The sequence below is a fragment of the Streptomyces sp. NPDC127100 genome (assembly GCF_042724095.1).
Classification (GTDB): domain Bacteria; phylum Actinomycetota; class Actinomycetes; order Streptomycetales; family Streptomycetaceae; genus Streptomyces.
Genome location: NZ_JBHXFL010000003.1, coordinates 202,101 through 225,688, shown reverse-complemented (window position 1 = coordinate 225,688; position 23,588 = coordinate 202,101). Strand labels below are relative to the sequence as shown.

The 23,588-nt window shown below is 73.6% G+C and carries 22 protein-coding genes and 1 pseudogene; 5 read left to right on the top strand and 18 right to left on the bottom strand.

From position 1 onward, the window contains the following. Positions 1 to 4: 4 nt before the first annotated feature. Positions 5 to 2,353: a glycoside hydrolase family 3 N-terminal domain-containing protein gene (locus tag ACFWJB_RS05870; protein WP_386920458.1), complete on the top strand. Its 2,349-nt coding sequence runs from the start codon at positions 5 to 7 to the stop codon at positions 2,351 to 2,353. 30 nt (positions 2,354 to 2,383) lie between these two features. On the opposite strand, the gene ACFWJB_RS05865 is transcribed toward ACFWJB_RS05870, so the two are convergent. The 4 genes from ACFWJB_RS05865 to tsaB are packed head-to-tail and all read right to left on the bottom strand — an operon-like array spanning position 2,384 to position 4,950. Next, positions 2,384 to 2,641, bottom strand: coding sequence for a hypothetical protein (locus tag ACFWJB_RS05865; protein WP_385459783.1), 258 nt, complete (start codon positions 2,639 to 2,641; stop codon positions 2,384 to 2,386). Continuing rightward, positions 2,638 to 3,744: a tRNA (adenosine(37)-N6)-threonylcarbamoyltransferase complex transferase subunit TsaD gene (gene tsaD, locus ACFWJB_RS05860; protein WP_385459781.1), complete on the bottom strand. Its 1,107-nt coding sequence runs from the start codon at positions 3,742 to 3,744 to the stop codon at positions 2,638 to 2,640. Before tsaD ends, ACFWJB_RS05865 begins: the two co-directional genes overlap by 4 nt. Beyond that, entirely contained in the window at positions 3,737 to 4,255 is a 519-nt protein-coding gene (gene rimI / locus ACFWJB_RS05855) for a ribosomal protein S18-alanine N-acetyltransferase (RefSeq protein ID WP_385459789.1), read from the bottom strand. The genes tsaD and rimI overlap by 8 nt, the downstream gene beginning before the upstream one ends. A gap of 41 nt (positions 4,256 to 4,296) precedes the next feature. Further along, complete coding sequence (gene tsaB / locus ACFWJB_RS05850) at positions 4,297 to 4,950, bottom strand: tRNA (adenosine(37)-N6)-threonylcarbamoyltransferase complex dimerization subunit type 1 TsaB (RefSeq protein ID WP_385459780.1); 654 nt, start codon at positions 4,948 to 4,950, stop codon at positions 4,297 to 4,299. 154 nt (positions 4,951 to 5,104) lie between these two features. Between tsaB and ACFWJB_RS05845 the strand changes: the two genes are divergently transcribed. Continuing rightward, on the top strand, positions 5,105 to 5,659 hold the full coding sequence (locus ACFWJB_RS05845; RefSeq protein WP_385459778.1) for a hypothetical protein: 555 nt from the start codon (positions 5,105 to 5,107) through the stop codon (positions 5,657 to 5,659). A gap of 11 nt (positions 5,660 to 5,670) precedes the next feature. Here ACFWJB_RS05845 and ACFWJB_RS05840 read toward each other — a convergent pair whose 3' ends face one another. The 9 genes and pseudogenes from ACFWJB_RS05840 to ACFWJB_RS05800 form a co-directional block, all read right to left on the bottom strand. Continuing rightward, on the bottom strand, positions 5,671 to 5,826 hold the full coding sequence (locus tag ACFWJB_RS05840) for a hypothetical protein (protein ID WP_386920454.1): 156 nt from the start codon (positions 5,824 to 5,826) through the stop codon (positions 5,671 to 5,673). A 134-nt stretch (positions 5,827 to 5,960) separates the two neighbouring features. Further along, positions 5,961 to 6,485, bottom strand: a complete 525-nt coding sequence (gene tsaE / locus ACFWJB_RS05835) for a tRNA (adenosine(37)-N6)-threonylcarbamoyltransferase complex ATPase subunit type 1 TsaE (RefSeq protein ID WP_386920452.1) — start codon at positions 6,483 to 6,485, stop codon at positions 5,961 to 5,963. Then, a pseudogene (locus tag ACFWJB_RS05830) lies at positions 6,454 to 7,768 on the bottom strand (alpha/beta fold hydrolase); the annotation flags it as partial. The gene tsaE and the pseudogene ACFWJB_RS05830, both read right to left, overlap by 32 nt. A 136-nt stretch (positions 7,769 to 7,904) precedes the next feature. Then, positions 7,905 to 9,071, bottom strand: a complete 1,167-nt coding sequence (gene alr / locus ACFWJB_RS05825; protein ID WP_386920450.1) for an alanine racemase — start codon at positions 9,069 to 9,071, stop codon at positions 7,905 to 7,907. Positions 9,072 to 9,292: 221 nt separating this feature from the next. Next, positions 9,293 to 10,744, bottom strand: coding sequence for an NAD(P)H-hydrate dehydratase (locus tag ACFWJB_RS05820; protein ID WP_385459770.1), 1,452 nt, complete (start codon positions 10,742 to 10,744; stop codon positions 9,293 to 9,295). A gap of 127 nt (positions 10,745 to 10,871) precedes the next feature. Then, complete coding sequence (locus tag ACFWJB_RS05815; protein ID WP_385459768.1) at positions 10,872 to 11,243, bottom strand: holo-ACP synthase; 372 nt, start codon at positions 11,241 to 11,243, stop codon at positions 10,872 to 10,874. Between the two features lie 35 nt (positions 11,244 to 11,278). After that, positions 11,279 to 12,484, bottom strand: a complete 1,206-nt coding sequence (locus ACFWJB_RS05810; protein WP_385459766.1) for an acyltransferase family protein — start codon at positions 12,482 to 12,484, stop codon at positions 11,279 to 11,281. Between the two features lie 161 nt (positions 12,485 to 12,645). Beyond that, on the bottom strand, positions 12,646 to 14,493 hold the full coding sequence (gene glmS / locus ACFWJB_RS05805) for a glutamine--fructose-6-phosphate transaminase (isomerizing) (protein WP_385459764.1): 1,848 nt from the start codon (positions 14,491 to 14,493) through the stop codon (positions 12,646 to 12,648). A 109-nt stretch (positions 14,494 to 14,602) separates the two neighbouring features. Next, positions 14,603 to 15,388 (bottom strand): hypothetical protein, encoded by a 786-nt coding sequence (locus ACFWJB_RS05800; protein ID WP_385459762.1) that lies wholly within the window; start codon positions 15,386 to 15,388, stop codon positions 14,603 to 14,605. Between the two features lie 221 nt (positions 15,389 to 15,609). Between ACFWJB_RS05800 and coaA the strand changes: the two genes are divergently transcribed. Further along, positions 15,610 to 16,578, top strand: coding sequence for a type I pantothenate kinase (gene coaA, locus ACFWJB_RS05795; protein WP_385459787.1), 969 nt, complete (start codon positions 15,610 to 15,612; stop codon positions 16,576 to 16,578). Between the two features lie 32 nt (positions 16,579 to 16,610). Beyond that, entirely contained in the window at positions 16,611 to 17,558 is a 948-nt protein-coding gene (locus ACFWJB_RS05790) for a DUF389 domain-containing protein (RefSeq protein ID WP_386920447.1), read from the top strand. 126 nt (positions 17,559 to 17,684) lie between these two features. On the opposite strand, the gene glmM is transcribed toward ACFWJB_RS05790, so the two are convergent. The 4 genes from glmM to ACFWJB_RS05770 form a co-directional block, all read right to left on the bottom strand. Further along, positions 17,685 to 19,043, bottom strand: coding sequence for a phosphoglucosamine mutase (gene glmM / locus ACFWJB_RS05785; RefSeq protein ID WP_385459758.1), 1,359 nt, complete (start codon positions 19,041 to 19,043; stop codon positions 17,685 to 17,687). A 237-nt stretch (positions 19,044 to 19,280) separates the two neighbouring features. Further along, positions 19,281 to 19,793 carry a 30S ribosomal protein S9 gene (rpsI, locus tag ACFWJB_RS05780; protein WP_077796742.1) on the bottom strand — a complete coding sequence of 171 codons (513 nt, stop codon included), beginning with the start codon at positions 19,791 to 19,793 and terminating at the stop codon, positions 19,281 to 19,283. Between the two features lie 42 nt (positions 19,794 to 19,835). After that, positions 19,836 to 20,279, bottom strand: coding sequence for a 50S ribosomal protein L13 (gene rplM, locus ACFWJB_RS05775; RefSeq protein ID WP_055632362.1), 444 nt, complete (start codon positions 20,277 to 20,279; stop codon positions 19,836 to 19,838). 207 nt (positions 20,280 to 20,486) lie between these two features. Then, the gene (locus ACFWJB_RS05770; RefSeq protein WP_385459755.1) at positions 20,487 to 21,695 is read right to left on the bottom strand and encodes a glycosyltransferase 87 family protein; all 1,209 of its coding nucleotides are present in this window, start codon (positions 21,693 to 21,695) and stop codon (positions 20,487 to 20,489) included. 74 nt (positions 21,696 to 21,769) lie between these two features. Here ACFWJB_RS05770 and ACFWJB_RS05765 point away from each other — a divergent pair, with 74 nt between their 5' ends. Then, complete coding sequence (locus tag ACFWJB_RS05765) at positions 21,770 to 22,651, top strand: hypothetical protein (protein ID WP_385459753.1); 882 nt, start codon at positions 21,770 to 21,772, stop codon at positions 22,649 to 22,651. 4 nt (positions 22,652 to 22,655) lie between these two features. On the opposite strand, the gene truA is transcribed toward ACFWJB_RS05765, so the two are convergent. Then, positions 22,656 to 23,510: a tRNA pseudouridine(38-40) synthase TruA gene (truA, locus tag ACFWJB_RS05760; protein ID WP_385459751.1), complete on the bottom strand. Its 855-nt coding sequence runs from the start codon at positions 23,508 to 23,510 to the stop codon at positions 22,656 to 22,658. Positions 23,511 to 23,588 lie beyond the last annotated feature (78 nt).

Below are 23,588 nucleotides of genomic sequence, written 5' to 3'. Positions count from 1 at the left end.
TTCCATGACCACCGCGCCCTGGCGTGACCCCGCCCTGCCCGCCGCCGCCCGCGTCGACGACCTCCTGGCCCGGATGACCCTGGAGGAGAAGGCCGCACAGCTGTACGGCGTGTGGGTGGGCGCCGCCACGGACGGCGACGGCGTCGCCCCGCTCCAGCACGAGATGACCGCCGACCACGACTGGGACGAGCTGATCACCCACGGTCTCGGCCAGCTCACCCGCCCGTTCGGCACCGCCCCCGTCGACCCGGCCCTCGGCGCGCGGGCCCTCGCCCGCGCCCAGCACCGCATCCGCGAGGCCGGCCGCTTCGGCATCCCGGCGCTCGCCCACGAGGAGTGCCTGGCCGGCTTCACCGCCTGGCGGGCCACCGCCTACCCGGTGCCGCTGGCCTGGGGCGCCGCCTTCGACCCCGACCTGGTCGAGGAGATGGCCCGGCGCATCGGCCACGACCTGCGCTCGGTCGGCGTCCACCAGGGCCTCGCCCCCGTCCTGGACGTCGTGCGGGACCCGCGCTGGGGCCGGGTGGAGGAGACGATCGGCGAGGACCCGTACCTGGTCGGCACGATCGGCAGCGCCTACGTCCGGGGCCTGGAGTCGGCCGGGGTCGTCGCCACGCTCAAGCACTTCGCCGGGTACGCCTCCTCGGCCGGCGCCCGCAACCTGGCCCCGGTGCGGGCGGGCGTGCGGGAGTTCGCCGACGTGACGCTCCCGCCGTTCGAGCTCGCGCTGCGCGAGGGCGGCGCCCGGTCGGTGATGGCGGCTTACACGGAGACGGACGGTGTCCCCGCCTCGGCCGACCCGGCACTGCTGACCGGCCTGCTGAGGGACGAGTGGGGCTTCACCGGCACGGTGGTCGCCGACTACTTCGGCATCGGCTTCCTGGAGTCCCTGCACCGGGTCGCCGGCACCCCCGCCGAGGCGGCCCACCTGGCCCTCGCGGCCGGCATCGACGTGGAGCTGCCGACGGTGCGCTGCTACGGCAGGCCCCTGCTGGAGGCGGTCCGGGCGGGCGAGGTCCCCGAGGAACTGATCGACGTGTCGGCCCGCCGCGTGCTGCTCCAGAAGTGCGAACTGGGCCTGCTGGACGAGGACTGGACGCCCGAGCCGGCCGGCGGCCCCGGCCCGGTCGACCTGGACTCCCCCGCCAACCGCGCCCTGGCCCGCCGGCTGGCCGAGGAGTCGGTGGTGCTCCTGGACAATCCCGACGGCGTCCTGCCGCTCGCCCCCGACGCCCGGATCGCGGTGGTCGGCCCGCGGGCCGCCGACGCCCTGGCCATGCTGGGCTGCTACTCCTTCCCGTCCCACGTCCTCCCCCACCACCCCGGGGTGCCTGCGGGCATCGACATCCCGACCGTGCTGGACGCCCTGCGGGCCGAACTGCCCGACGCCAAGGTGACGTTCACCGAGGGCTGCGACACCTCCGGGCCGGACACGTCGGGCTTCGAGGAGGCGGTGGCGCGGACCGCCGAGGCCGACGTGTGCGTCGCGGTCCTGGGCGACCGGGCCGGACTGTTCGGGCGGGGCACCTCCGGCGAGGGCTGCGACGTCAGCGACCTCAGGCTGCCCGGGGTCCAGGGCGCGCTGCTGGACGCGCTCGTCGCGACGGGCGTGCCGGTGGTCCTGGTGCTGCTGACCGGGCGCCCCTACGCGCTCGGCCGCTGGCACGGGCGGCTCGGCGCCGCCGTGCAGGCGTTCTTCCCCGGCGAGGAGGGCGGCCCGGCGGTGGCGGGCGTGCTGTCGGGCCGCGTCTCCCCCTCCGGCCGCCTCCCGGTGAGCGTGCCGCACCTGCCCGGCGGCCAGCCGTGGACCTATCTCCAGCCTCCGCTGGGCCTGGCCGGCGAGGTCAGCAACCTCGACCCGACCCCGCTGTACCCCTTCGGCCACGGCCGCTCGTACACGACGTTCGCGTGGGAGGGCCCCACCGGCGGCCCGCAGGACGGCACGGAGAACGGCCCGCAGGACGGCGTGGAGATCGGCACGGACGGCTCGTACGACGTGTCGGTGACCGTGCGCAACACCGGTGACCGGTCCGGCGCCGAGGTGGTGCAGCTCTACCTGCACGACCCGGTGGCGTCGGTGACCCGCCCGGACGTCCGCCTGATCGGCTACCGGCGGCTGGAGCTGGCGCCCGGCGAGGCCCGCCGGGTGACGTTCCGGTTCCACGCCGACCTCTCGGCGTTCACCGACCGCTCGGGCCGCCGGACCGTCGAACCCGGTGCCCTGGAACTGAGGTTGGCGGCGTCCAGTGCGGACGTCCGCCACACGGCGCGGCTGACGCTCACCGGCCCGGCACGGGTGCTCGGACCGGACCGGCGGCTGCGCTGCGACGCGGAGGTGTCACCGGCGCTCTGACGCCGCCGGCGCCGGCGCGGGCGCTCCGGGTCAGTCCGCGGCCACCGACTCGAACCGCCACCGGTGCACCGCCCGCGTGACCAGGCTCCCGTCCGGCTCCGGCAGTTCGGGCAGGTCGGCGTCGTAGGCGGCGTCCCACCAGGTGACGACGAGGACCCGGTCCTGCGGGGCGCGCAGCGTCTCCCGGCGCAGCGGCCTGCCGTCCAGGGGCTGCGCCCGCGCCCAGGCCAGCAGGTCCTCGCCCCGGCCGGGCACGGCCCGCGCCTCCCACATCAGCGCGACGGTCACGGGTAGAGGTTCTCCTTGGCCGTCTCGTGGACGTGGTCGTGCGTGTGGCCCTGCCCCGGCACGTGCGGGTCCGTCACCGGCAGCGAGGAGTCCGCCGACAGGTCCCAGTCGGAGGCGGCCCGGTTCCGGGCGACCATCTCGGCGCCGAGGGCGGCGACCATGGCGCCGTTGTCCGTGCACAGCTTGGGCCGCGGCACGCGCAGCCGGATGCCGGCCGCCTCGCAGCGCTCCTGCGCCAGGACCCGCAGCCGCGAGTTGGCGGCCACGCCGCCGCCGATCATCAGGTGGTCGACGCCCTGGTCCTTGCAGGCCCGCACCGCCTTGCGGGTCAGCACGTCCACGACCGCCTCCTGGAAGGAGGCCGCCACGTCCCGCACCGGCACGTCCTCGCCCGCCGCCCGCTTGGCCTCGATCCAGCGGGCCACGGCCGTCTTCAGCCCGGAGAAGGAGAAGTCGTACTGCGGGTCGCGCGGCCCGGTGAGTCCGCGCGGGAACGCGATCGCCTTCGGGTCGCCCTCGCGCGCGTACCGGTCGATGACCGGGCCGCCGGGGAAGCCCAGGTTCAGCACGCGGGCGATCTTGTCGAAGGCCTCGCCGGCCGCGTCGTCGATGGTGGCGCCCATCGGCCGGACGTCGGAGGTGATGTCCGTCGACAGCAGCAGCGAGGAGTGCCCGCCGGAGACCAGCAGCGCCATGGTCGGCTCGGGCAGCGGCCCGTGCTCGAGCTGGTCGACGCAGATGTGGGAGGCGAGGTGGTTGACGCCGTACAGGGGCTTGCCGAGCGCGTAGGCGTACGCCTTGGCCGCCGAGACGCCGACCAGCAGGGCGCCGGCCAGGCCGGGGCCGGCGGTGACGGCGATGCCGTCGAGGTCGCGGGCGCTGACGCCCGCCTCCTTCAGCGCGCGGTCGATGGTGGGGACCATCGCCTCCAGGTGGGCGCGGCTCGCCACCTCGGGGACGACGCCGCCGAACCGGGCGTGCTCGTCGACGCTGGAGGCGACGGCGTCGGCCAGCAGGGTGGTGCCGCGCACGACACCGACACCGGTCTCGTCGCAGGAGGTCTCGATCCCCAGTACGAGAGGTTCGTCGCGTGAGTCAGCCATGGTTGTCGGTTCCTTGTACGGGGTCGGCGCCCGCGGCGGGGCCGCCGCCGGGCGCTGTGGTCAGGCGCATCACCAGGGCGTCCACGTTGCCCGGCTGGTAGTAGCCGCGCCGGAAGCCGATGGGTTCAAAACCGAAGCGCTCGTACAGCCGCTGCGCACGGGTGTTGTCCACCCGGCACTCCAGCAGCACTTCCGTGCTCTCGAAGGCGGTGGCCGCCCGCAGCAGTTCGGTCAGCAGCCGCGCGCCGAGTCCGGTGCCCCAGTGGTCGCGGGCGACGGCGATGGTCTGCACGTCGGACTGCTCGCCGGAGGCGACGAGGCCCGCGTAGCCCACGATGCGGTCGCCGTTCGCGCCGGCCTCGTCCGGCAGCACCGCGACGACGTACTTCCGGGTCGCGCCCGGCCCGCGCGCGTGGGCCAGCTCGGACCAGAACATCCCCCGCGACCAGGCGTCCTCCGGGAACAGCTCCCGCTCCAGCCGGAGCACCGGGTCGATGTCCCACCAGCGCATCTCGCGCAGCACGGCGTCCACGGTCGAGGTCACGGGCCCGGTCACCTGGGGGTGACCACCTTGTAGTTCTTGGGGACCTGGGCGTCCGGCCGGCGCAGGTACATCGGCCGGGGCGCGGGCAGTTCCTCACCCGCCGCGAGCTTCTCGGCGGCCAGGCGGGCCAGGGCGGCGGCGGACACGTGCTCGGGCTCGTGCGCCCGCGGGAAGGTGTCCGGGTACAGCAGGGCGCCGGCGCCGACGGCGGGCAACCCGGCCACCTGCTCGGCGATGTCGGCGGGACGGTCGACCGCCGGATCGGTGAGACGGGTGCGGGAGTCGGCGTAGCGGGCCCAGTAGACCTCCTTGCGGCGGGCGTCCGTCGCCACCACGAAGGGACCCTCCAGGTCGGCCGCGTACGCCAGTCCGTCCAGCGTGCACACGCCGTGCACGGGGACGCCGAGCGCGAGCCCGAAGGTGTCCGCGGTCATCAGGCCGACGCGCAGCCCCGTGTAGGGGCCGGGGCCGATGCCGGCGACGACGCCGGTGACGGCGTCGAGTCGCAGTCCGGCCTCGGCGAGGACCCGGTCGACGGCGGGGAGCAGCAGCTCACCGTGCCGGCGTGCGTCCACCTGGCTCGACGAGGCGATGACGTCCGTACCGTCGTGCAGCGCGACGGTCACGGCGGGCGTGGCGGTATCCAGAGCGAGCAAGAGCACGCAAACAGCCTACGGCGCCCGCGGGCCCGTGTCGGACGGCCGGGTCGCACGGCCGCCTGCTGCTACGGTCGCCGGAAGCACGCAGCGTGACGACGACCGCACCGGTCGTGACGCCCCGTTCCCGAGTACGACGTACGAGGCCCAGGTGGTCCCAGTGGCAAGCAGCAGCGCCGGTTGGGTGGCCGCGCTCACCGCGGCGGCCCTCGGCACGGTCGGTTTCCTCACCTACCAGGCGTCGGCGCGCCTGCCGGCCGAGCCGGACAGGGCGCACGCGACCGGCAAGCCCGCCCCCGGTGCCTCCAAGGCGCCCCGCGACGCGCGGCATCCGGACGCCCTGCCCCTCGGTTCGGGACGGGGCGAGCGGGTGGTGTACTCGCTGGACGACGACCGGGTGTGGCTGGTCGGCCCGGACAACAGGGTCCAGGACACCTTCACGGTCACTCCCGGCAGGGTCGACCCGGTGCCGGGCACCTACGCCGTCACGTCGCGATCGAAGCGGATCACCGGATCGGACGGCATCCCGGTCGAGCACGTCGTGCGCTTCACCAGCGTCGCGGGCGTGGTCGTCGGCTTCAGCGCGGCGGTGGACGCCTCCCCGCCGAAGCCGGCTCCGGGCCTGCGGACCGGCGGCATCCGGGAGTCCCGCGCGGACGGCGACGCGATGTGGCGGTTCGCGACGATCGGCCAGCCCGTCGTCGTCATCCCCTGACGCCCGCGGGGTCAGGCGGCCTCGCGGTGCTCCCGGACGGGGCGGCACCGCTCCGGTTCCGGCGCGCGCGGCGGCGTGGAGACCGCGGCCGCCGCGGCGCAGGCCGCGAGCAGGTCGTGCATGGACACCCCGGCGGGCGCGGACGGCTGGGTCACGGGCTGCGGCACGGACGCCTCCTGAAGGTCGGGGGCGGGCGTAGTTAGGCATACCTAACTACGAGCTGGGTACCATGTGACCACGGGCGGGACCCCGTTGGCAACATCTTGCCGACGTGTTGTCGGAATCCGGGCCGGCGACTGCCTCAGGCGGCGAGGACGCTCAGATCGGCCGTCGCCCAGCGCTCGCCGACGCCCGTCAGCGTCACGTGGCGGACCTCGTCGGTGGTGTCGCCCACGGCCCGGTGGATCAGGAGCTGCAACCGGTCCTCGGTGAGCTCCTCCACCTTGCCCTCGCCCCACTCGACCACGATCACCGAGTCGGACAGGGAGACGTCCAGGTCGAGGTCCTCCATCTCGTCGAGTCCGCCGGACAGCCGGTAGGCGTCGACGTGGACGAGCGGCGGACCGTCGCCGAGCGAGGGGTGCACGCGGGCGATCACGAAGGTCGGGGAGGTGACGGCGCCGCGGACGCCGAGGCCCTCGCCGAGCCCGCGGGTCAGCGTCGTCTTGCCCGCGCCCAGCTCCCCGCTCAGCATCACCAGGTCACCGGCGCGCAGCAGTTTGGCGAGCCTGCGGCCCAGTTCCCGCATCTGCTCCGGTGAGGTGACGGTGATCTCGACGGCGGGGGCGGGTCCGGCCGGGCCCTGCGGTGCTGCTGGTGCTTCCATAGCCCTCAACGGTAGCCGCTGCCGGCGCGGCGCCCGTGCCGCCGCCGCGCTCACACCGCCGCGCCGCGCGCCTTCTCGTTCGCGCGGGCGAGCAGGTCGGCCAGGCGGTCGGTGACCAGTTCCGGGTGTTCCAGCATCACCAGGTGCCCCGCGTCGGGCACGAGCACCAGCTCGGCGTCCGGCAGCAGGCCGGCGATCGCCTCGCTGTGCTCGCTGGGCGTCACCAGGTCCCGCACCCCGGCCAGCACCAGCACCGGCAGGTCGCGGAAGCGGGCGAGGGCCTCGGTCTTGTCGTGGTCGTTGAACGCCGGGTAGTACTCGGCGACCACGTCGATCGGCGTGGACTCGATCATCCGCTCGGCGAACCGGGCCACGGCCGGGTCGACGTCCCGGGAGGCGAACGAGTACCGCTTGATGATCCCGGCGAACAGGTCCGCCGTCGCCCGCCGCCCCTTCTCCACCAGCTCGGCCCGCTGCCCCAGCGCCTTCAGCACCCCCGGCAGCACCCGCCGCACCGCGTTGACGCCTGCCACCGGCAGTCCGAAGTTCACCTCGCCGAGCCGCCCGGACGACGTGCCGACGAGGGCGATGCCGACGACGCGCTCGCGGATCAGGGCGGGGAAGCGGTCGGCCAGGGCCATCACCGTCATGCCGCCCATGGAGTGGCCGACCAGCACGACCGGGCCGTCGGGCACGGCCGCGTCGATGACGGCCTTCAGATCCCGGCCCAGCTCGTCGATGGTGACCGGTTCGCCGTCGCGTATCTGGGCCACGCCCCGCCCCGACCGTCCGTGGCTGCGCTGGTCCCAGTGCACGGTGCGCACGACGCCCCTGAGCGCCGCCCGCTGGAAGTGCCAGGAGTCCTGGTTGAGGCAGTAGCCGTGGCAGAAGACGACGGTGACGGGAGCGGGCGTCCTGCGGCCGAAGAGCCGCCGGCGGCGCCGGGTAAGCGCGGACTCGGTCTCCGGGTCGACGTCGTCGACCTCGTAGTACAGCTCGGTGCCGTCCTCGGCGTACGCCTTGCCGGGGGTGCCGCGCAGTCCGCCGTACGGTCCCGCGGAGTCGAGGGCGAGCCGCGCCTTCTGCCGTATGCCGCGGCCGACGGTGAGCCGCTCTATCGCCACGCCGGCCGCCGCGCCCGCGGCGACCACGCCTATCGCGGCACCGGCGATCCCGGTCGCCCGGCGCCAGCCCCCGGCGGCCACGTCGGTGGCGGCCTCCGCGGCGGAGGCGACGGCCGCCGCGGCGACGTCCGCGACACCCTCCGCGCTGCTCTCGCTCACGTACCGCTCCTCCTCACCGGGCCGCGGGGCGGATTCCCCTCTGGTTCCTCATTCACCCGAACGCGTGCGGCATGCCCGTCATACACGCCGGGCCGGGCGCGCGTCACGTGTCACTGGTCACGCGGGCCCGGGACGCTCACTCGTTCATGTGGACGCGGGGCACGCGCGCGCCGATCCGGGTGACGATCTCGTACGCGATGGTGCCCGCGGCCTGCGCCCAGTCCTCCGCGGTGGGCTCGCCGCGGTCGCCGGGCCCGAACAGCACGGCCTCGGTGCCGGCCGGGGGCCGGTCCCCGCCGAGGTCGACGACGAACTGGTCCATCGCGACCCGCCCCGCGATCGTGCGCCACTTGCCCTCGACCAGGACGGGGCCGGTGGAGGAGGCGTGGCGCGGGATGCCGTCCGCGTAGCCGAGCGGGACGAGACCGAGGGTGGTGTCGCCGGGGGTGGTGTAGTGGTGGCCGTAGCTGACGCCGTGGCCGCCGGGGACCTGCTTGACCAGGGCCAGGGCGGCGGACAGCGTCATCACGGGGCGCAGTCCGAAGTCGGCGGGGGTGCCGATCTCGGGGCTGGGCGAGATGCCGTACATCGCGATGCCGGGGCGCACGAGGTCGAAGTGGGTCTCGGGGAGCGTGAGCGTGGCCGGCGAGTTGGCGATGTGCCGCACGTCGGGGCGCACGCCCTGCCGCTCGGCGTACGCCGTCATCTCCCGGAAGCGGGCGAGCTGGGCGGCGATGGAGGGGTGCCCGGGCTCGTCGGCGCAGGCGAAGTGCGACCAAAGCCCGGTGACGCGGACCAGCCCCTCGGCCTCGGCCCGCAGGGCCTCCCGGACGAGTTCCTCCCAGTCGTGGCTGGGCTGGCAGCCGCCGCGGCCGAGCCCGGTGTCGGCCTTGAGCTGCACCTGCGCGGTCCGGCCGGCCGCGCGCGCCGCCGCGGTGACCTCGTCGAGGGCCCACATGCCGCTGACGGAGACGTCGAGACCGGCCTCGACGGCCTCCCGCCAGGGGCCGCCCGGCGTCCACAGCCAGCACATGATCCGTACGTCGTCCGGCAGTCCCGCCTCCGCGCGGAGCGTGAGCGCCTCCTGCGGCGTGGCGGTGCCGAGCCAGGTCGCACCGGCCGCGACGGCCGCGCGGGCGCACGGGACGGCGCCGTGGCCGTACGCATCGGCCTTGACGACGGCCATGAGGGCCGCACCGGGCGCCCGTTCACGCAGTGCGCGCACGTTGGCCCGCAGTGCGGCCAGATCGATCTCTGCACGGCCCCGCAGGGACGCGGCCCACTGGACGGAAGTCTCACTCATCGTGCCCCCAGTCTCTCAGAGCCCCCGGCCGCCCCCACGGCAGCCGCTGCCCCAGCCGCGGGCAGTCGTGCCTCTCCCGGTGCCTGCACGGCCCGGGAGGTACCCCCAGGGGCGGCACGGGCGGGCGCAGCCGCATCCGCGGCGCCGAGCCCCGCGCCCGGCCCCCGGCACCGGCGCCCCGCACCCGCAGGCTCACGGCGCCCGGCGTCGCCTCCGCCCGCTCACACCCCCCGCACGTCCCGCCACGCCCGCGGCACCGCCTCCGCCACGTCGTGCGCCCCCACCGGCGCCCCTACAGCCGCCATCCGCCCCGCGAGCCCGTGCAGGTACGCCCCCGCACTCCCCGCGTCCACCGCCGAGAGCCCCGCCGCCAGCAGCGACCCCGCCAGCCCCGAGAGCACGTCCCCGCTCCCCGCCGTGGCCAGCCACGACGTCCCCGTCGCGTTGACCCGCACGGGCCCCTTCCCGCCCGCCGCGGCCACCACCGTCGTCGACCCCTTCAGCAGCACCGTCGCCCCGTACCGCCCCGCCAGCTCCCGCGCCGAGGACAGCCGAGCCCCCTCGACCTCCTCCCGGCTCACCCCGAGCAGCGCCGCCGCCTCCCCGGCATGCGGCGTCATCAGCGTCGGCGCCGCGCGCCCCCGCACCGCCTCCGGGTCGGCCAGCCGCAGCCCGTCCGCGTCGATCAGCACCGGCACCTCCGCCCCCAGCACCTCCGCCACGGTCGCCGCGTCGTCCCCGGCCCCGGGTCCGACGACCCACGCCTGCACCCGTCCCGCCCGCTCGGGTCCCCGGTCGGACACGAGGGTCTCCGGGAAGCGCGCGATCACCGCGTCCCCCGCCGGTCCGACGTAGCGCACCGCCCCGGCCCCGCCCCGCAGTGCCCCGGAGACGGCGAGCACGGCGGCCCCCGGATAGCGCGCCGACCCGGCGGCTATGCCGACGACCCCGCGCCGGTACTTGTCGCTCTCCGCGCCCGGCACCGGCAGCAGCCGGGCCACGTCCGCGTGCTGGAGGGCCTCCAGTTCCGCCGCGTCCCCGGGCAGCGGCAGCCCGATGTCCACCAGCCGCACCGACCCGGCGTACTCCCGCGCCGGGTCGACCAGCAGCGCCGGTTTGTGCGTACCGAAGGTCACCGTCAGGTCGGCCCGGACCGCCTCACCGCGCACCTCCCCGGTGTCGGCGTCGACGCCGCTCGGCAGGTCGACCGCGACGACGGCGGCCCGTGCCCGCCCGGCCGCGGCGGCCAGCGGCACCGCCTCCGCCCGCAGCCCGCCCCGGCCGCCGATCCCGACGATGCCGTCCACGACCAGGTCGGCCCGCTCGATCAGCCGCTGTCCGTCACCCTCGGCGGCGACGCGTCCGCCCGCCCGCCGCAGCGCCGCGAGCCCGCCGGCGTGCGCGCGCCCGGGCGTGAGCGGTACGGCCGTCACACCGGCCCCGCGCCGGGCGAGCCGCGCCCCGGCGTACAGGGCGTCGCCGCCGTTGTCGCCGCTGCCGACCAGCAGCACGACCCGGCTGCCGTAGACCCGGCCGGCCACGCGGCCGAGCAGCTCCGCGCAGGCGGCGGCGAGCCCGGCCGCCGCCCGTTGCATCAAGGCCCCGTCCGGCAGCCTCGCCATCAACTCCCGTTCGGCCGTCCTGACCGTCTCCACGCTGTACGCAGTCCGCATGTCGTCGAGTCTTCCCGGTCCGCCGCGAACGTCACGGGCCGCGCCGGACCGGTTCGCCCGGGCCCGGCACCGGCCCGGACCGCGTGGAGGGGGTCCCGCGGGTCCGCCCCGGTGCGGAGGGCGGGCCCTACCCCTCCGCGACCACGACCGCCGACGCCACCCCCGCGTCGTGGCTCAGCGACACGTGCCACGACGTCACGCCCAGCTCCGCCGCCCGCGCCGCCACCGTCCCGGTGACTCGCAGCCGCGGCCGGCCGCTGTCCTCGACGTACACCTCGGCGTCCCGCCAGTGCAGCCCCGCCGGCGCCCCGAGCGCCTTGGCCAGCGCCTCCTTCGCCGCGAACCGGGCGGCGAGCGAGGCGACGCCCCGGCGCTCCCCGCTCGGCAGCCGCAGCTCGCTCTCCAGGAAGAGCCGCCGCGCCAAGGCCGGCGTGCGCTCCAGCGACGCCGCGAAGCGGTCGATCTCGGCCACGTCGATCCCGACCCCGATGATGCTCATGCCGAGCACCTTACGAGGCCGGGATCGCCGAGGTCCTAGGGGGCGCTCGGCGCCGTCTCCTTCTCGGCGCGGGCGGCCCGGGCGGCCCGGGACTTCGGGGCGCGCTTGGACCACCACAGCTGGGCCGGTTCCTCGACCCAGCGGTACAGCAGCCAGGCGAGGGCCTGGGAGACCAGGAAGGTGCCCAGCATGAAGACGATCGCCTCGTTGCTGGGCGCCATCCGGTGCGGCCAGTACTCGCGGATGAACTGGTTGACCGTCTGGTGGACCAGGTAGAAGGCGTACGAGCTGGCCCCGAGCATGATCAGCGAGCGGTTGGTCAGCAGGCGCGCCCGGCCCGCGGCCTCGTTCTGCACACAGGCGGCGATCAGCAGCACCGACAGCACCGCGACGACGGGCCGCACGGTGCACTCCATCTGGTGCGCGACGAAGCGGCTGCCCCAGTCGGGAGCACGGGTGAAGGCGACGCCGTACACGAGGAGCAGCGCCACCACCGCGGTGGGGCGCAGGGGGACGCGGTGGCCGCGGCGCAGGGCGATGGCGAAGGTGACACCGACCAGGAACTGCGGCAGGTAGACCACCGGGTGCCGCATCACCCAGGAGGCGTCGTGGGCGTTGAGGTAGTGGTCGGCCGCCACGTGCACGGCCCACATCGCGACCAGGCCGGCCACGGTGACGATCGCCAGGGTCCGGGTGCGCCAGGCGCGCAGGCGCCCGATGAGCAGCGGGAAGAGCGCGTAGAAGAGGAGCTCGACGCTGAGCGTCCAGGTGACGGGGTTGCCCGGCAGGGTCGGCATCGCGTTCGGCAGCCACGCCTGCACCAGGAACAGGGAGGAGATGAGGCTGACCGCGTCCGTGTGGTCGTTGCCCATGCCGTAGAAGACGGCGATGGCGGCGACCGCGGCGACCAGGTGGGCGGGGTAGATGCGGCCGAAGCGCCGCCAGTAGAACGTCCCCTTGCCGTTGGTCGGCTTGTGGCTCCAGGTGAGCAGGAAGCCGGAGAGGACGAAGAAGAACGTCACGCCGTGCGCGCCGATCTTCGAGTACGGGAAGAGGTCGGGCACCCGCCAGACCCCGCCGCCCGCGCTCACTCCGTTGAAGTGGTGCACGAAGACGGCGAAGGCCGCGAAGAAGCGCAGGCTGGTCAGCGACGCCAGACGCGTGGGCAGGGTGCCGGCCCGATCCGCGAGCCCGGGCCGCTCCGTGGCCGGAGTCGTGGGTGCCGGGGGGGCTGTGGTCATAACGGTCCACCAGTCGTATCCGCGTGAGGTCACGGGTCGGCAGGCAGGGGCAGTCACTGCAGAACCAACCGCAAACCCCCGTACCTTAGCGATCAGCTCCGCGTCCGCACAGGGGGGGTGTCCGGTGACCTTCGTCCCATCCCGTGGGGACCCCCCCGCGGCTACTCGACCGTCACCGACTTCGCCAGGTTCCGCGGCTGGTCCACCTCGTTGCCCCGGGCCGTGGCCAGCTCGCAGGCGAAGACCTGCAGCGGCACCGTCGCCACCAGCGGCTGGAGCAGGGTCGGGGTGGCGGGGATCCGGACGAGATGGTCGGCGTAGGGGACGACCGCCTCGTCGCCCTCCTCGGCGATGACGACGGTCCGCGCGCCCCGGGCCCGGATCTCCTGGATGTTGGACACGATCTTGTCGTGGAGCACGGACCGGCCGCGCGGGGACGGCACGACCACGACGACCGGCAGGTCCTCCTCGATCAGCGCGATCGGCCCGTGCTTCAGCTCGCCCGCCGCGAAGCCCTCGGCGTGCATGTACGCCAACTCCTTGAGTTTCAGGGCGCCTTCCAGTGCGACCGGGTACCCCACGTGCCGGCCCAGGAACAGCACCGTGTCCTTGTGGGCGAGCGAGCGCGCCAGTTCCCGTACCGGCTGCATGGTCTCCAGGACCTGGTCGACCGCGCCGGAGATCCGGGAGAGGTCGCGGACGACGCCGCGGATCTCGTCGGCGTACTTCGTGCCGCGGACCTGGCCGAGGTAGAGGGCGACCAGGTAGCAGGCCACCAGCTGGGTCAGGAAGGCCTTCGTCGAGGCCACGGCGACCTCGGGACCGGCGTGCGTGTAGAGCACCGCGTCGGACTCGCGCGGGATGGTCGAGCCGTTGGTGTTGCAGATGGCCAGCACCTTGGAGCCCTGCTCGCGGGCGTGGCGCAGCGCCATGAGGGTGTCCATGGTCTCGCCGGACTGGGAGATGGCGATGACCAGGGTCCGCTGGTCGAGGATGGGGTCGCGGTAGCGGAACTCGCTGGCCAGCTCCACCTCGCAGGGGATGCGCGTCCAGTGCTCGATGGCGTACTTGGCGATCAGCCCGGCGTGGAAGGCCGTGCCGCAGGCGACGATGACGACCTTGTCGGCCTCGCGCAGCACCTCCGGCGGGATCCGCAGCTCGTCCAGGGTGAGGGAGCCGGAGCCGTCGATGCGGCCGAGGAGGGTGTCGGCGACCGCCTTGGGCTGCTCGGCGATCTCCTTGAGCATGAAGTAGTCGTGGCCGCCCTTCTCGGCGGCCGAGGTGTCCCAGTCGACGTGGTACGAGCGCACGTCCGCGGGGTCGCCGTCGAAGCCGGTGACAGTCACGCCGTCCCGGCGCAGTTCCACGACCTGGTCCTGGCCGAGCTCGAGGGCGTCCCGGGTGTGGGCGATGAACGCGGCGACGTCGGAGGCGAGGAAGTACTCGCCCTGCCCGACGCCCACCACGAGCGGCGAGTTGCGCCGGGCGCCGACGACCACGTCCGGCTCGTCCGCGTGCACCGCGACCAGCGTGAACGCGCCCTCCAGCCGCCGGCACACCAGCCGCATGGCCTCCGCCAGGTCGGCGCAGGCGGAGTACTCCTCGGCGAGCAGGTGGGCGACGACCTCGGTGTCCGTCTCGGAGGCCAGCTCGTGGCCGCGCTCCTCCAACTCGGTCGTGAGCTGCGCGAAGTTCTCGATGATGCCGTTGTGGACGACGGCCACCCGGCCGGCGTCGTCGAGGTGCGGGTGCGCGTTGACGTCGGTGGGTCCGCCGTGCGTGGCCCAGCGGGTGTGTCCGATGCCGGTCGCGGCGGCCGGCAGCGGGTGTTCGGACAGTTCCTTGTCGAGGTTGACGAGCTTGCCGGCGCGTTTGGCAGTGGCCAGCCCGCCGTCGGCGAGCACGGCGACGCCCGCCGAGTCGTATCCCCGGTACTCCAGCCGCTTGAGTCCGGCCATCACGACATCGAGCGCCGACTGCGACCCCACGTATCCCACAATTCCGCACATGACCGGCAGCCTACGGTCAGCTTCGATCACGAACCTGTTGTCACGTGCCCGAAATCGGAAATTCCCACCGGGGTACGAACACCCCGATGGGAATCTCCGGCGGTCTCGGTCAGCCCAGCTTGGCGAGCTGGGCGTCGCTGATCTCCGTGGGGAAGGGGAAGTCCTTGCCCGTGGCGGCGGCGGCCAGGTTCAGCACGGTGAACGACGCCACCGTGGAGCCCTTGCGGGCGACGACGGCCTTGACCGGGAAGGCGTCGCCCTCGTCACCGACCATGGTCAGCGTCACCGCGACCGCCTCGTCGGCACCGCCGGGCGCCTTGTCCTCGGTCACCTTGGCGACCTTGGCCTTCTCGCCGGCCGCGGTGTAGGAGAGACCGCCGGCGCAACGGCCCACGGCCGCCTTCAGGTCCTTCAGGACCGTCTCGGCGCCGCCGTCCTCGTAGGAGGCCAGCGTCACCAGCACCTTGTCCAGGTCGAACGCGGCGTTGAGCGCCTCCTCGGACACGTCGTCCCCGGCCGGCTTCTTCGGCTCCTCGGTCCAGGACCGCTTCACCGTGGCCGCGGGCTTGCCCGCCGCGACACCGGTCTGCGCGAAGACGAGCGGCTGGCACTCGGTCTTCTCGGCCTTCACCTGGTCCTGCGGGATGTCGTCCGTCGGGGCGGCCTTGGTGACCTTGCCGTTCTTGACGTCCGCCTGGGCGAGGGCGGCCTTCTCCAGCTCGGCGGCCGTCAGGGCCTTGGCGGCCGGGGCGGCGGAGGCGTCCTTGCCCCCGCCGGTCTTGCCGTCACCGGCCTTGTCGCCGTCGTCGGAGGACCCGCCGCAGGCGGTGACGAGGAGGGCCAGGGCCGCGGTGGTGGCAGCCAGGGCGGAACGGCGAACAGCGGTCGATCTCACGTGGTGTGACTCTTTCTGCCAGTGCAGCGGAGGAGCTCCGCATGCTTCGCGCGCACTGTACGCACAGGAAGCACACAGACGACCGCTCCACGATCACCCGGTACCCGACCGTGACGCCCGCGTGATCTTGACCGTCGGCGCACCGTCCGGCGTGACGCAGCCCACCTGCCGCACCGTTCGTACAGCGTTAACAATGGACTGTGATCTCTCCGGTCCCCTCGATGCCCCGGAGCGCCCACCGGTCCAGGCCGGAGGCGACTCCCTACGTCGACCTCACCCGCCCCGAGTGGAGCGCGCTGCGCGACAAGACGCCGCTGCCGCTGACCGCCGAGGAGGTGGAGAAGCTGCGCGGCCTCGGCGACGTCATCGACCTCGACGAGGTGCGGGACATCTACCTCCCGCTGTCCCGGCTCCTCAACCTCTACGTCGGCGCCACCGACGGACTGCGCGGCGCGCTGAACACCTTCCTCGGCGAACAGGGCTCGCAGTCCGGCACGCCCTTCGTCATAGGGGTCGCCGGCTCGGTCGCGGTCGGCAAGTCCACCGTCGCCCGGCTCCTCCAGGCGCTGCTGTCCCGCTGGCCCGAGCATCCACGCGTCGAACTGGTCACGACCGACGGCTTCCTGCTGCCCACGAAGGAGCTGGAGGCCCGCGGCCTGATGTCGCGGAAAGGTTTCCCCGAGTCGTACGACCGCCGGGCGCTCACCCGGTTCGTCGCCGACATCAAGGCGGGCAAGGCCGAGGTGACCGCCCCCGTCTACTCGCACCTCATCTACGACATCGTCCCGGACGAGAAGCTCGTGGTGCGCCGCCCCGACATCCTGATCGTCGAGGGCCTCAACGTGCTCCAGCCGGCCCTGCCCGGCAAGGACGGCCGCACCAGGGTCGGCCTCGCCGACTACTTCGACTTCAGCGTGTACGTCGACGCCCGCACCGAGGACATCGAGCACTGGTACCTCAGCCGCTTCCGCAAGCTGCGCGCGACCGCCTTCCAGAACCCGTCCTCGTACTTCCGCAAGTACACCCAGGTGTCGGAGGAGGAGGCCCTCGACTACGCCCGCACCACCTGGCGCACCATCAACAAGCCGAACCTGGTGGAGAACGTGGCCCCCACCCGGGGCCGGGCCACCCTGATCCTGCGCAAGGGGCCGGACCACAAGGTGCAGCGCCTGCGCCTGCGGAAGCTGTGACGGCGGCCCCCGCTTGCCGGTAGAAATACCGGATGCTGCATCTGCGCCTGATCACTCCGGCCGACCTGACCGACGAGGTGGTCCGGCTGATCGACCGGACGGTCGGTACCACCCACCTCGTCGTCCTGCCCGGCGCCGCCCGGGTCCCGGAGGGCGACGTCGTGCTGTGCGACGTGGCCCGCGAGGCGGGCGACGAGCTCGTGGGCGGTCTCCGGGCGCTGGGCGTCGACGACCTCGGGGCCATCACCGCCGAGAACATCGACCTGTTGCTCTCCCGGCACGCCGACGAGGCGGAGAGGGACGCCCCGGGCGAACCCGCGGACGCCGTGCTGTGGGAGCAGCTCGAGGAGGCGACGCACGAGGAGTCGACCCTCTCCGTCACCTACGTCGCCTTCATCACGCTCGCCACGATGATCGCGGCCTGCGGCGTGGTGCTCGACAACGCCGTCCTGATCGTGGGCGCGATGGCGGTCGGCCCGGAGTTCGGGCCGCTGGCGGGCATCTGCACCGCGATCGTCCAGCGCGCGCCGCGCCTGGCCCTGCGCTCGCTGACCGCCCTGCTGGTGGGCTTCGCGGCGGCGATGGCGGTGACGGTCGGCTTCAGCTGGATCATGGCCGCGTTCGACCTGTTCAGCGAGGGCAAGCTGGAGGGCGACCGGCCCAACACCGGCTTCGTCTACGCCCCCGACGCCTTCTCGTTCGTGGTGGCGGTCCTCGCCGGGATCGCGGGCACGCTGTCGCTGACCTCGGCGAAGTCCGGCGCGCTGGTCGGCGTGGCCATCTCCGTCACCACGGTCCCGGCCGCCGCGAACGCGGCCGTGGCCCTGAGCTTCGGCGACATGGGTCAGACGGTGGGCTCCAGCGAACAGCTCGTGCTGAACCTGGCCGGAATCGTGGTCGCGGGAACCTTGACCCTGCTGGCCCAGAAGGCTTTGTGGTCGACTCAGCGCTCAAGACTGACGAAGCCGGAGAACTCCTGACGGACGGCCACCGCTGAACGCAGGCCGGGCCAATGCCCCGAGGGGCGCGGGGAACTGCGCGACAAGCCACGACGAACCCGCAGCCCGCATCACGCAGCACCCCCACCTCGAACCCGGCGCGGAAAACTAGCCCAGCGCCGACTTCACCGAATCCGCCAGCCGCCCGGCAACAGCCCGGGCCTGCTCGATATCGGCAGCCTCCACCATCACCCGCACCAAGGGCTCCGTCCCCGAGGGACGCAGCAGCACCCGCCCGGTGCTGCCGAGCTCCCGCTCCGCCTCCGCAACCGCCGTGGCCAGCTCGGCAGAGCTCGTCACCCGCGACTTGTCCACGTCCGGCACATTGACCAGCACCTGCGGCAGCCGCTCCATCACGGACGCGAGGTCCTGGAGCGTACGGCCGGTCTGGGCGACCCGCGCCGCCAGCATCAGGCCGGTCAGCGTGCCGTCGCCGGTGGTGGCGTGGTCGAGGATGATGACGTGGCCGGACTGCTCGCCGCCGAGGGCGTATCCGTGGGCCTTCATCTCCTCCAGCACGTACCGGTCGCCGACGCCGGTCTGGACGAACCGGATGCCCTCGCGCTCCATGGCCAGCTTGAAGCCCAGGTTGGACATGACGGTGGCGACGACGGTGTCGGAGCGCAGCGCGTCCCGCTCCCGCATCGCCAGCGCGAGCACGGCGAGGATCTGGTCGCCGTCGACCTCGGCGCCGGTGTGGTCCACGGCCAGGCAGCGGTCGGCGTCGCCGTCGTGGGCGATGCCGAGGTCGGCGCCGTGCTCGACGACTGCGGCCTTGAGCAGGTCCAGGTGGGTGGAGCCGCAGCCGTCGTTGATGTTGAGGCCGTCCGGCACCGCGCCGATGGTGACGAGCTCCGCGCCGGCCCGCGCGAACGCCTCCGGCGAGACCCGGGAGGCGGCGCCGTGCGCCTCGTCCAGGACGATCTTCAGTCCGTCGAGGCGGTTCGGGAGGACGCCGACGAGGTGGGCGACGTACTGGTCGAGCCCCTCGTCGTAGTCGCGCACGCGGCCGACGCCGGCGCCGGTCGGGCGCTCCCAGGGGGCGCCGGTGCGGTGCTCCGCGTACACGGACTCGATGCGGTCCTCCAGCTCGTCGGCGAGCTTGTGGCCGCCGCGGGCGAAGAACTTGATGCCGTTGTCGGGCATGGCGTTGTGGCTCGCGGAGAGCATCACGCCGAGGTCGGCGCCGAGCGCGCCGGTGAGGTGGGCCACCGCGGGCGTCGGCAGCACGCCGACCCGCAGCACGTCCACGCCGGCGCTGGCCAGGCCCGCGACCACGGCGGCCTCCAGGAACTCCCCGGAGGCGCGCGGGTCCCGCCCGACCACCGCGGTCGGGCGGTGTCCGGCGAAGGTGCCCGCCTCGGCCAGTACGTGCGCCGCGGCGACGGAGAGACCGAGCGCCAGCTCGGCCGTCAGATCCGCGTTGGCGACACCGCGCACGCCGTCCGTGCCGAAGAGTCGTCCCACTTGTCCTCCTGAGGAAACGTCATTCCGGGAGCGGCTGCTGGTGCGGCCCACGCAGTCGGCTCCCGTCGTACCGGTCACGCGTCGCACCGCGCGGCTCGGCCATCCGATCACACAAGCCTTTGAACGTCTGAGCATCTCAACGTCTCGTGCCGTTATACGCCCAACGACGGAGATAAACGAACGCCCCGGCGGCACAGTGGCGTGCCGCCGGGGCGTTCGGAGTACAGGCAGCGAGGCTTAGCGCTTGCTGTACTGCGGAGCCTTGCGGGCCTTCTTCAGACCGGCCTTCTTGCGCTCGACCGCACGGTCGTCGCGCTTGAGGAAGCCGGCCTTCTTCAGCGGGCCGCGGTTGTTGTCGACGTCGGCCTCGTTCAGCGCACGGGCGACACCGAGACGGAGCGCACCGGCCTGACCGGAGACACCGCCACCCGCGATGCGGGCGATGACGTCGTAACGGCCCTCGAGCTCGAGCACCTTGAAGGGCTCGTTGACTTCCTGCTGGTGCACCTTGTTCGGGAAGTAGTCCTCGAGGGTGCGACCGTTGATCTTCCACTTGCCGGTGCCCGGGACGATCCGGACACGGGCGATGGCGTTCTTGCGACGGCCCAGGCCGGCGGCCGGCTGGGGCTCGCCGAAGCGGGACGCCATGGACTCCGAGGTGTACTCGCCCTCGACGGGGACCTCGGACTCGGTGGTGTAGCTGTCGATGTCGATCTCTTCGAGCGGCTGCTCGGCAGTGGTCTCGGCCACGATGCTCCTCAGATTCTCTTCAGTCTTAGGGGGTGGCCGGACTTACTGCGCGACCTGGGTGATCTCGAACGGCTGCGGCTGCTGCGCGCCGTGCGGGTGCTGGTCACCCTTGTAGACCTTCAGCTTCGAGAGCATCTGACGGCCCAGCGTGTTCTTGGGGAGCATGCCCTTGACGGCCTTCTCGATGGCCTTCTCGGGGTTCTTGTCCAGCAGCTCGTCGTAGCGCACGGAGCGCAGACCGCCCGGGTAGCCGGAGTGGCGGTACGCCATCTTCTGGGTCCGCTTGTTGCCGGAGAGGTGCACCTTGTCGGCGTTGATGATGATGACGAAGTCACCGGTGTCGACGTGGGGCGCGTAGATCGGCTTGTGCTTGCCACGCAGGATGGAGGCGGCGGTGGAGGCCAGACGACCCAGGACGACGTCCTGAGCGTCGATGACGTGCCACTGGCGCGTCACATCGCCGGGCTTGGGGCTGTACGTACGCACGGTTCGTAGCCTTCGCTTCTTCAGTGAATGGTCCTGACAAGGTCACCGAAGACGATCACGACAGCCCTGACCGCACAGCGGTGACGCAAACCGCGTGCTGGTCGCTGGTCATCGGTCCCGGTGGACCGGTGTAAGGGCCCCTCACGTGAGAATGAGCAAGCCAATACACATACGACTGTGCAGAGTACCCGGGGTGCCCTAGCCGGGTCAAAACGGAGCGGCGGGCACCCGCGCGGTGTCCGGCGCGCGCCCGGCGCCGCCGCCGTGCTCGGCCGCAGGCACCGCGCCACCCCGGGCCCGTCGCGCCACCCCCCACGCCAGCACGCACAGCGTGAACGCGTCCTTGAAGGCCCGCTGCCGCACCGACTCCAGCCAGGGCCAGGTCAGCCCCGGCGCCTGGGGCACCAGCCCGATCCAGAACCAGGGCCCCCGGGCCACCGCCCCGGCGTACGGCAGCCCGGCGAGCAGCAGCGGCACCACGACCACCAGGTAGTGGTCGTACGACGGCCTGGAGACCAGGAAGGCCGACAGCATCAGGCCCGCGCCGGTCTCCGCGTACCGCAGCGGCCCGGCGTCCGCGCGGCGCCAGCGCAGGTACGCGCACAGCACCCCGGCCAGCGCCGCCGCCACCGCGACCCCCTGTGCGAGCGGCCCGGCGACTCCCAGCCGGGGCAGGACGGCCGCCGGGGAGGCCTCGTAGAGCCGCAGGAACCCGTCGTCGCCGTGGGCCAGGAACGGCAGGGTACGGGTGAGGAAGCCGGCCGGGTCGGGCATCAGCAGCGCCGCCGCTCCGGAGGCCAGCGCGGGCACCAGGACGGCCGCCGCCAGGGCCCGCCACCGCCCGGCGAACACGAAGAGCAGCACCACGGGCGCGAGCAGCGGCTTGAGCGCGACGGCCGCGCCGATGACGGCCCCCGCCGCCGTCCACCGCCCCCGGCTCGCCAGCAGCAGGCACAGCGGCAGGCCCACCGCCGCCGTCACCGTCCAGTTGCCGAGCCGCACCAGGTGCCCGAACGGCGCGAATCCCGCCGCGAGCCCGACCGGCCCGAGGACGCCGAGCCGGCTGCCGAACGGCACCCGGTGCAGGCGCAGCGCGCAGCCCCAGGCCAGGACCAGCAGCCCCGTCACCGCGAGCGGCGCCAGCACCCGCAGCACCGCCGCGGGCAGCAGCGCCTGCGGGACGGCGGCCAGGACCGCGCTCGGCAGATAGAGGAAGTGCGGATCGTCGTACGGGGAGCCGCCGGCCAGCCAGGTCCGGGCGGCCCGCACGACGATCGCGTTGTCCATCCCGCCGTCCGGAGCGACCCGGGCCGCACTCAGCGCGGACGCCACCAGCACCGCCCCGAGCGCCGCCCACGCGTGCCCGCCCGCAGGCCGCACCAACCACCCGGAGATGTCGTTTTTGCCCGTCCGCATGAAGGGCACGCTAGGCGCTGCGGCCCTTCCGGAGGCGCACCAGCACGCCTCTCGGCCCGTCTAAGATGCCGCCCATGAGCTTTGGGCAGGGGGGACCTCAGTCGCAGTGGGATCCCTGGAAACCGCAATCCCAGCAGCAGTCCTGGAACAGCGGCGGCGGCGACTCCCCGGACTGGGCCGCTCTCGCCGAGGCCTCCGAGGCCCGTAACAAGCGGCGCCGCCTGCTGTTCATCGGCGGCGGCGCGCTGGCCACCGTGGCGATCGCGAGTGCCGTCGCCGTGGCGGTGGTGTCCGCGAACGGCTCCGACCGGGCGTCGAACACGCCCTCCCAGCTGCCGTCGACCGCGGACATCCCCAGCCAGTCGGCCGCGGCCCCGTCGTTCGCGCCGACCAGTGCCCCGCCGCCGCTGGACCCCAAGGACTTCGTGTCCAGCAGCAAGAAGGACAAGGCCCCGCTGAGCCCGGACCTGCTCTTCCCGGGCACGCAGCTGACCATGGGCGACATCGTGTACAAGAAGGGGCCGACGGCGGACACCCGCACCTGTGCCTCCGCCGCGCAGGGCACCCTGCCGAAGGCCCTCACCGCAAACGGCTGCACCCGGCTGCTCCGCGTCACCTACACCAAGGGCGACATGGCCGTGACGGTCGGCGTGGCCGTCTTCGACAACGAGGCGCAGGCGCTGAAGGCCAAGGGCCAGACCGACAAGAAGAGCATCGTGCGCTCGCTGTCCGGCGGCGGCGTGAAGTCGTTCTGCACGGGCGCGGTCTGCCGCTCCACCACCAACTCCTACGGCCGCTACGCCTACTTCACGATCGCCGGCTTCACGAACGGCAAGAACGTGACGCAGCAGGACACGGGCGTGTTCCGCACCGGCGACGACCTGGGCGAGTTCGCCTTCCGGCAGATCCGCCGGCGCGGCGAGGCCCAGGCGTCGGAGGCGGCGACGGCCGGGTAGCGGCTCAGCAGCAGCCGGCCCCCGGCAGGGACCGCCGGTTGCGCGCCTCCTTGTTCCGCGCGGCCAGCAGCTCGTCCGCCGGGTAGCCGACCTCTTCGAGGGTCAGCCCGTGCGGCCGTACGACGTGCACGGCGGAGTCCCGGACCCCGGCGGCGAGCACCTTGGCGGGCCAGTCGGGCGCGCGGTGGCCGTCGCCGACGAACAGCAGCGCCCCGATCAGGGAGCGGACCATGTTGTGGCAGAAGGCGTCGGCCCGGACCGTGGCGGTGACGATGCCGTCGTCGCCGCGCACCAGGCTCAGCTCCTGGAGCGTCCGGATGGTCGTGGCCCCCTCCCGCTTCTTGCAGTAGGCGGCGAAGTCGTGCTCCCCCAGCAGCCCGCGGGCCGCCTCGTTCATGGCGTCCACGTCGAGGGGCCAGTCGTGCCACAGGACGTGCCCGCGCAGCAGCGGGTCGACGCCGCCGGGGTTGTCGGTGACCCGGTAGGCGTAGCGCCGCCAGATCGCGGAGAACCGGGCGTTGAAGCCGCTGGGCGCCTCCCTGAGGGCCCACACCCGCACGTCCCGGGACAGCCGCCCGGCGAGCCGCTTGAGCAGCTTCTCGTGGTGCTCGGCCCAGACCTCGCGCGGCAGGTCGACGTGGGCGACCTGGCCCCGGGCGTGCACGCCGGCGTCGGTCCGTCCCGCCACGGTCAGCTCGTACGTCTCGCGGGACCGCGTGACCGTCCGCAGGGCGTCCTCGATCTCCCCCTGCACCGTCCGCCGTCCCCCGGCCTGCTTGGCCCAGCCGGAGAACTCGGACCCGTCGTAGGAAAGGTCCAGCCGCACCCGTACGAACCCTGGCTGTACTTCGTCACTCACACCGGAGATCCTCTCACCCGCACGGAAAAGCGGGCCCGCTCCTGGAAAGGAGCGGGCCCGCCAACGCCCTGGAGGGCA

Bases quoted from the DNA above. Each gene is read 5' to 3' on its own strand.
- ACFWJB_RS05870 (WP_386920458.1), top strand. From the start codon at position 5: ATGACCACCGCGCCCTGGCGTGACCCCGCCCTGCCCGCCGCCGCCCGC.
- tsaD (WP_385459781.1), bottom strand. From the start codon at position 3,744: ATGGCTGACTCACGCGACGAACCTCTCGTACTGGGGATCGAGACCTCC.
- rimI (WP_385459789.1), bottom strand. From the start codon at position 4,255: ATGCGCTGGTGGGACATCGACCCGGTGCTCCGGCTGGAGCGGGAGCTG.
- tsaE (WP_386920452.1), bottom strand. From the start codon at position 6,485: ATGGAAGCACCAGCAGCACCGCAGGGCCCGGCCGGACCCGCCCCCGCC.
- alr (WP_386920450.1), bottom strand. From the start codon at position 9,071: ATGAGTGAGACTTCCGTCCAGTGGGCCGCGTCCCTGCGGGGCCGTGCA.
- ACFWJB_RS05820 (WP_385459770.1), bottom strand. From the start codon at position 10,744: ATGCGGACTGCGTACAGCGTGGAGACGGTCAGGACGGCCGAACGGGAG.
- ACFWJB_RS05815 (WP_385459768.1), bottom strand. From the start codon at position 11,243: ATGAGCATCATCGGGGTCGGGATCGACGTGGCCGAGATCGACCGCTTC.
- ACFWJB_RS05810 (WP_385459766.1), bottom strand. From the start codon at position 12,484: ATGACCACAGCCCCCCCGGCACCCACGACTCCGGCCACGGAGCGGCCC.
- glmS (WP_385459764.1), bottom strand. From the start codon at position 14,493: ATGTGCGGAATTGTGGGATACGTGGGGTCGCAGTCGGCGCTCGATGTC.
- coaA (WP_385459787.1), top strand. From the start codon at position 15,610: ATGCCCCGGAGCGCCCACCGGTCCAGGCCGGAGGCGACTCCCTACGTC.
- ACFWJB_RS05790 (WP_386920447.1), top strand. From the start codon at position 16,611: ATGCTGCATCTGCGCCTGATCACTCCGGCCGACCTGACCGACGAGGTG.
- ACFWJB_RS05770 (WP_385459755.1), bottom strand. From the start codon at position 21,695: ATGCGGACGGGCAAAAACGACATCTCCGGGTGGTTGGTGCGGCCTGCG.
- ACFWJB_RS05765 (WP_385459753.1), top strand. From the start codon at position 21,770: ATGAGCTTTGGGCAGGGGGGACCTCAGTCGCAGTGGGATCCCTGGAAA.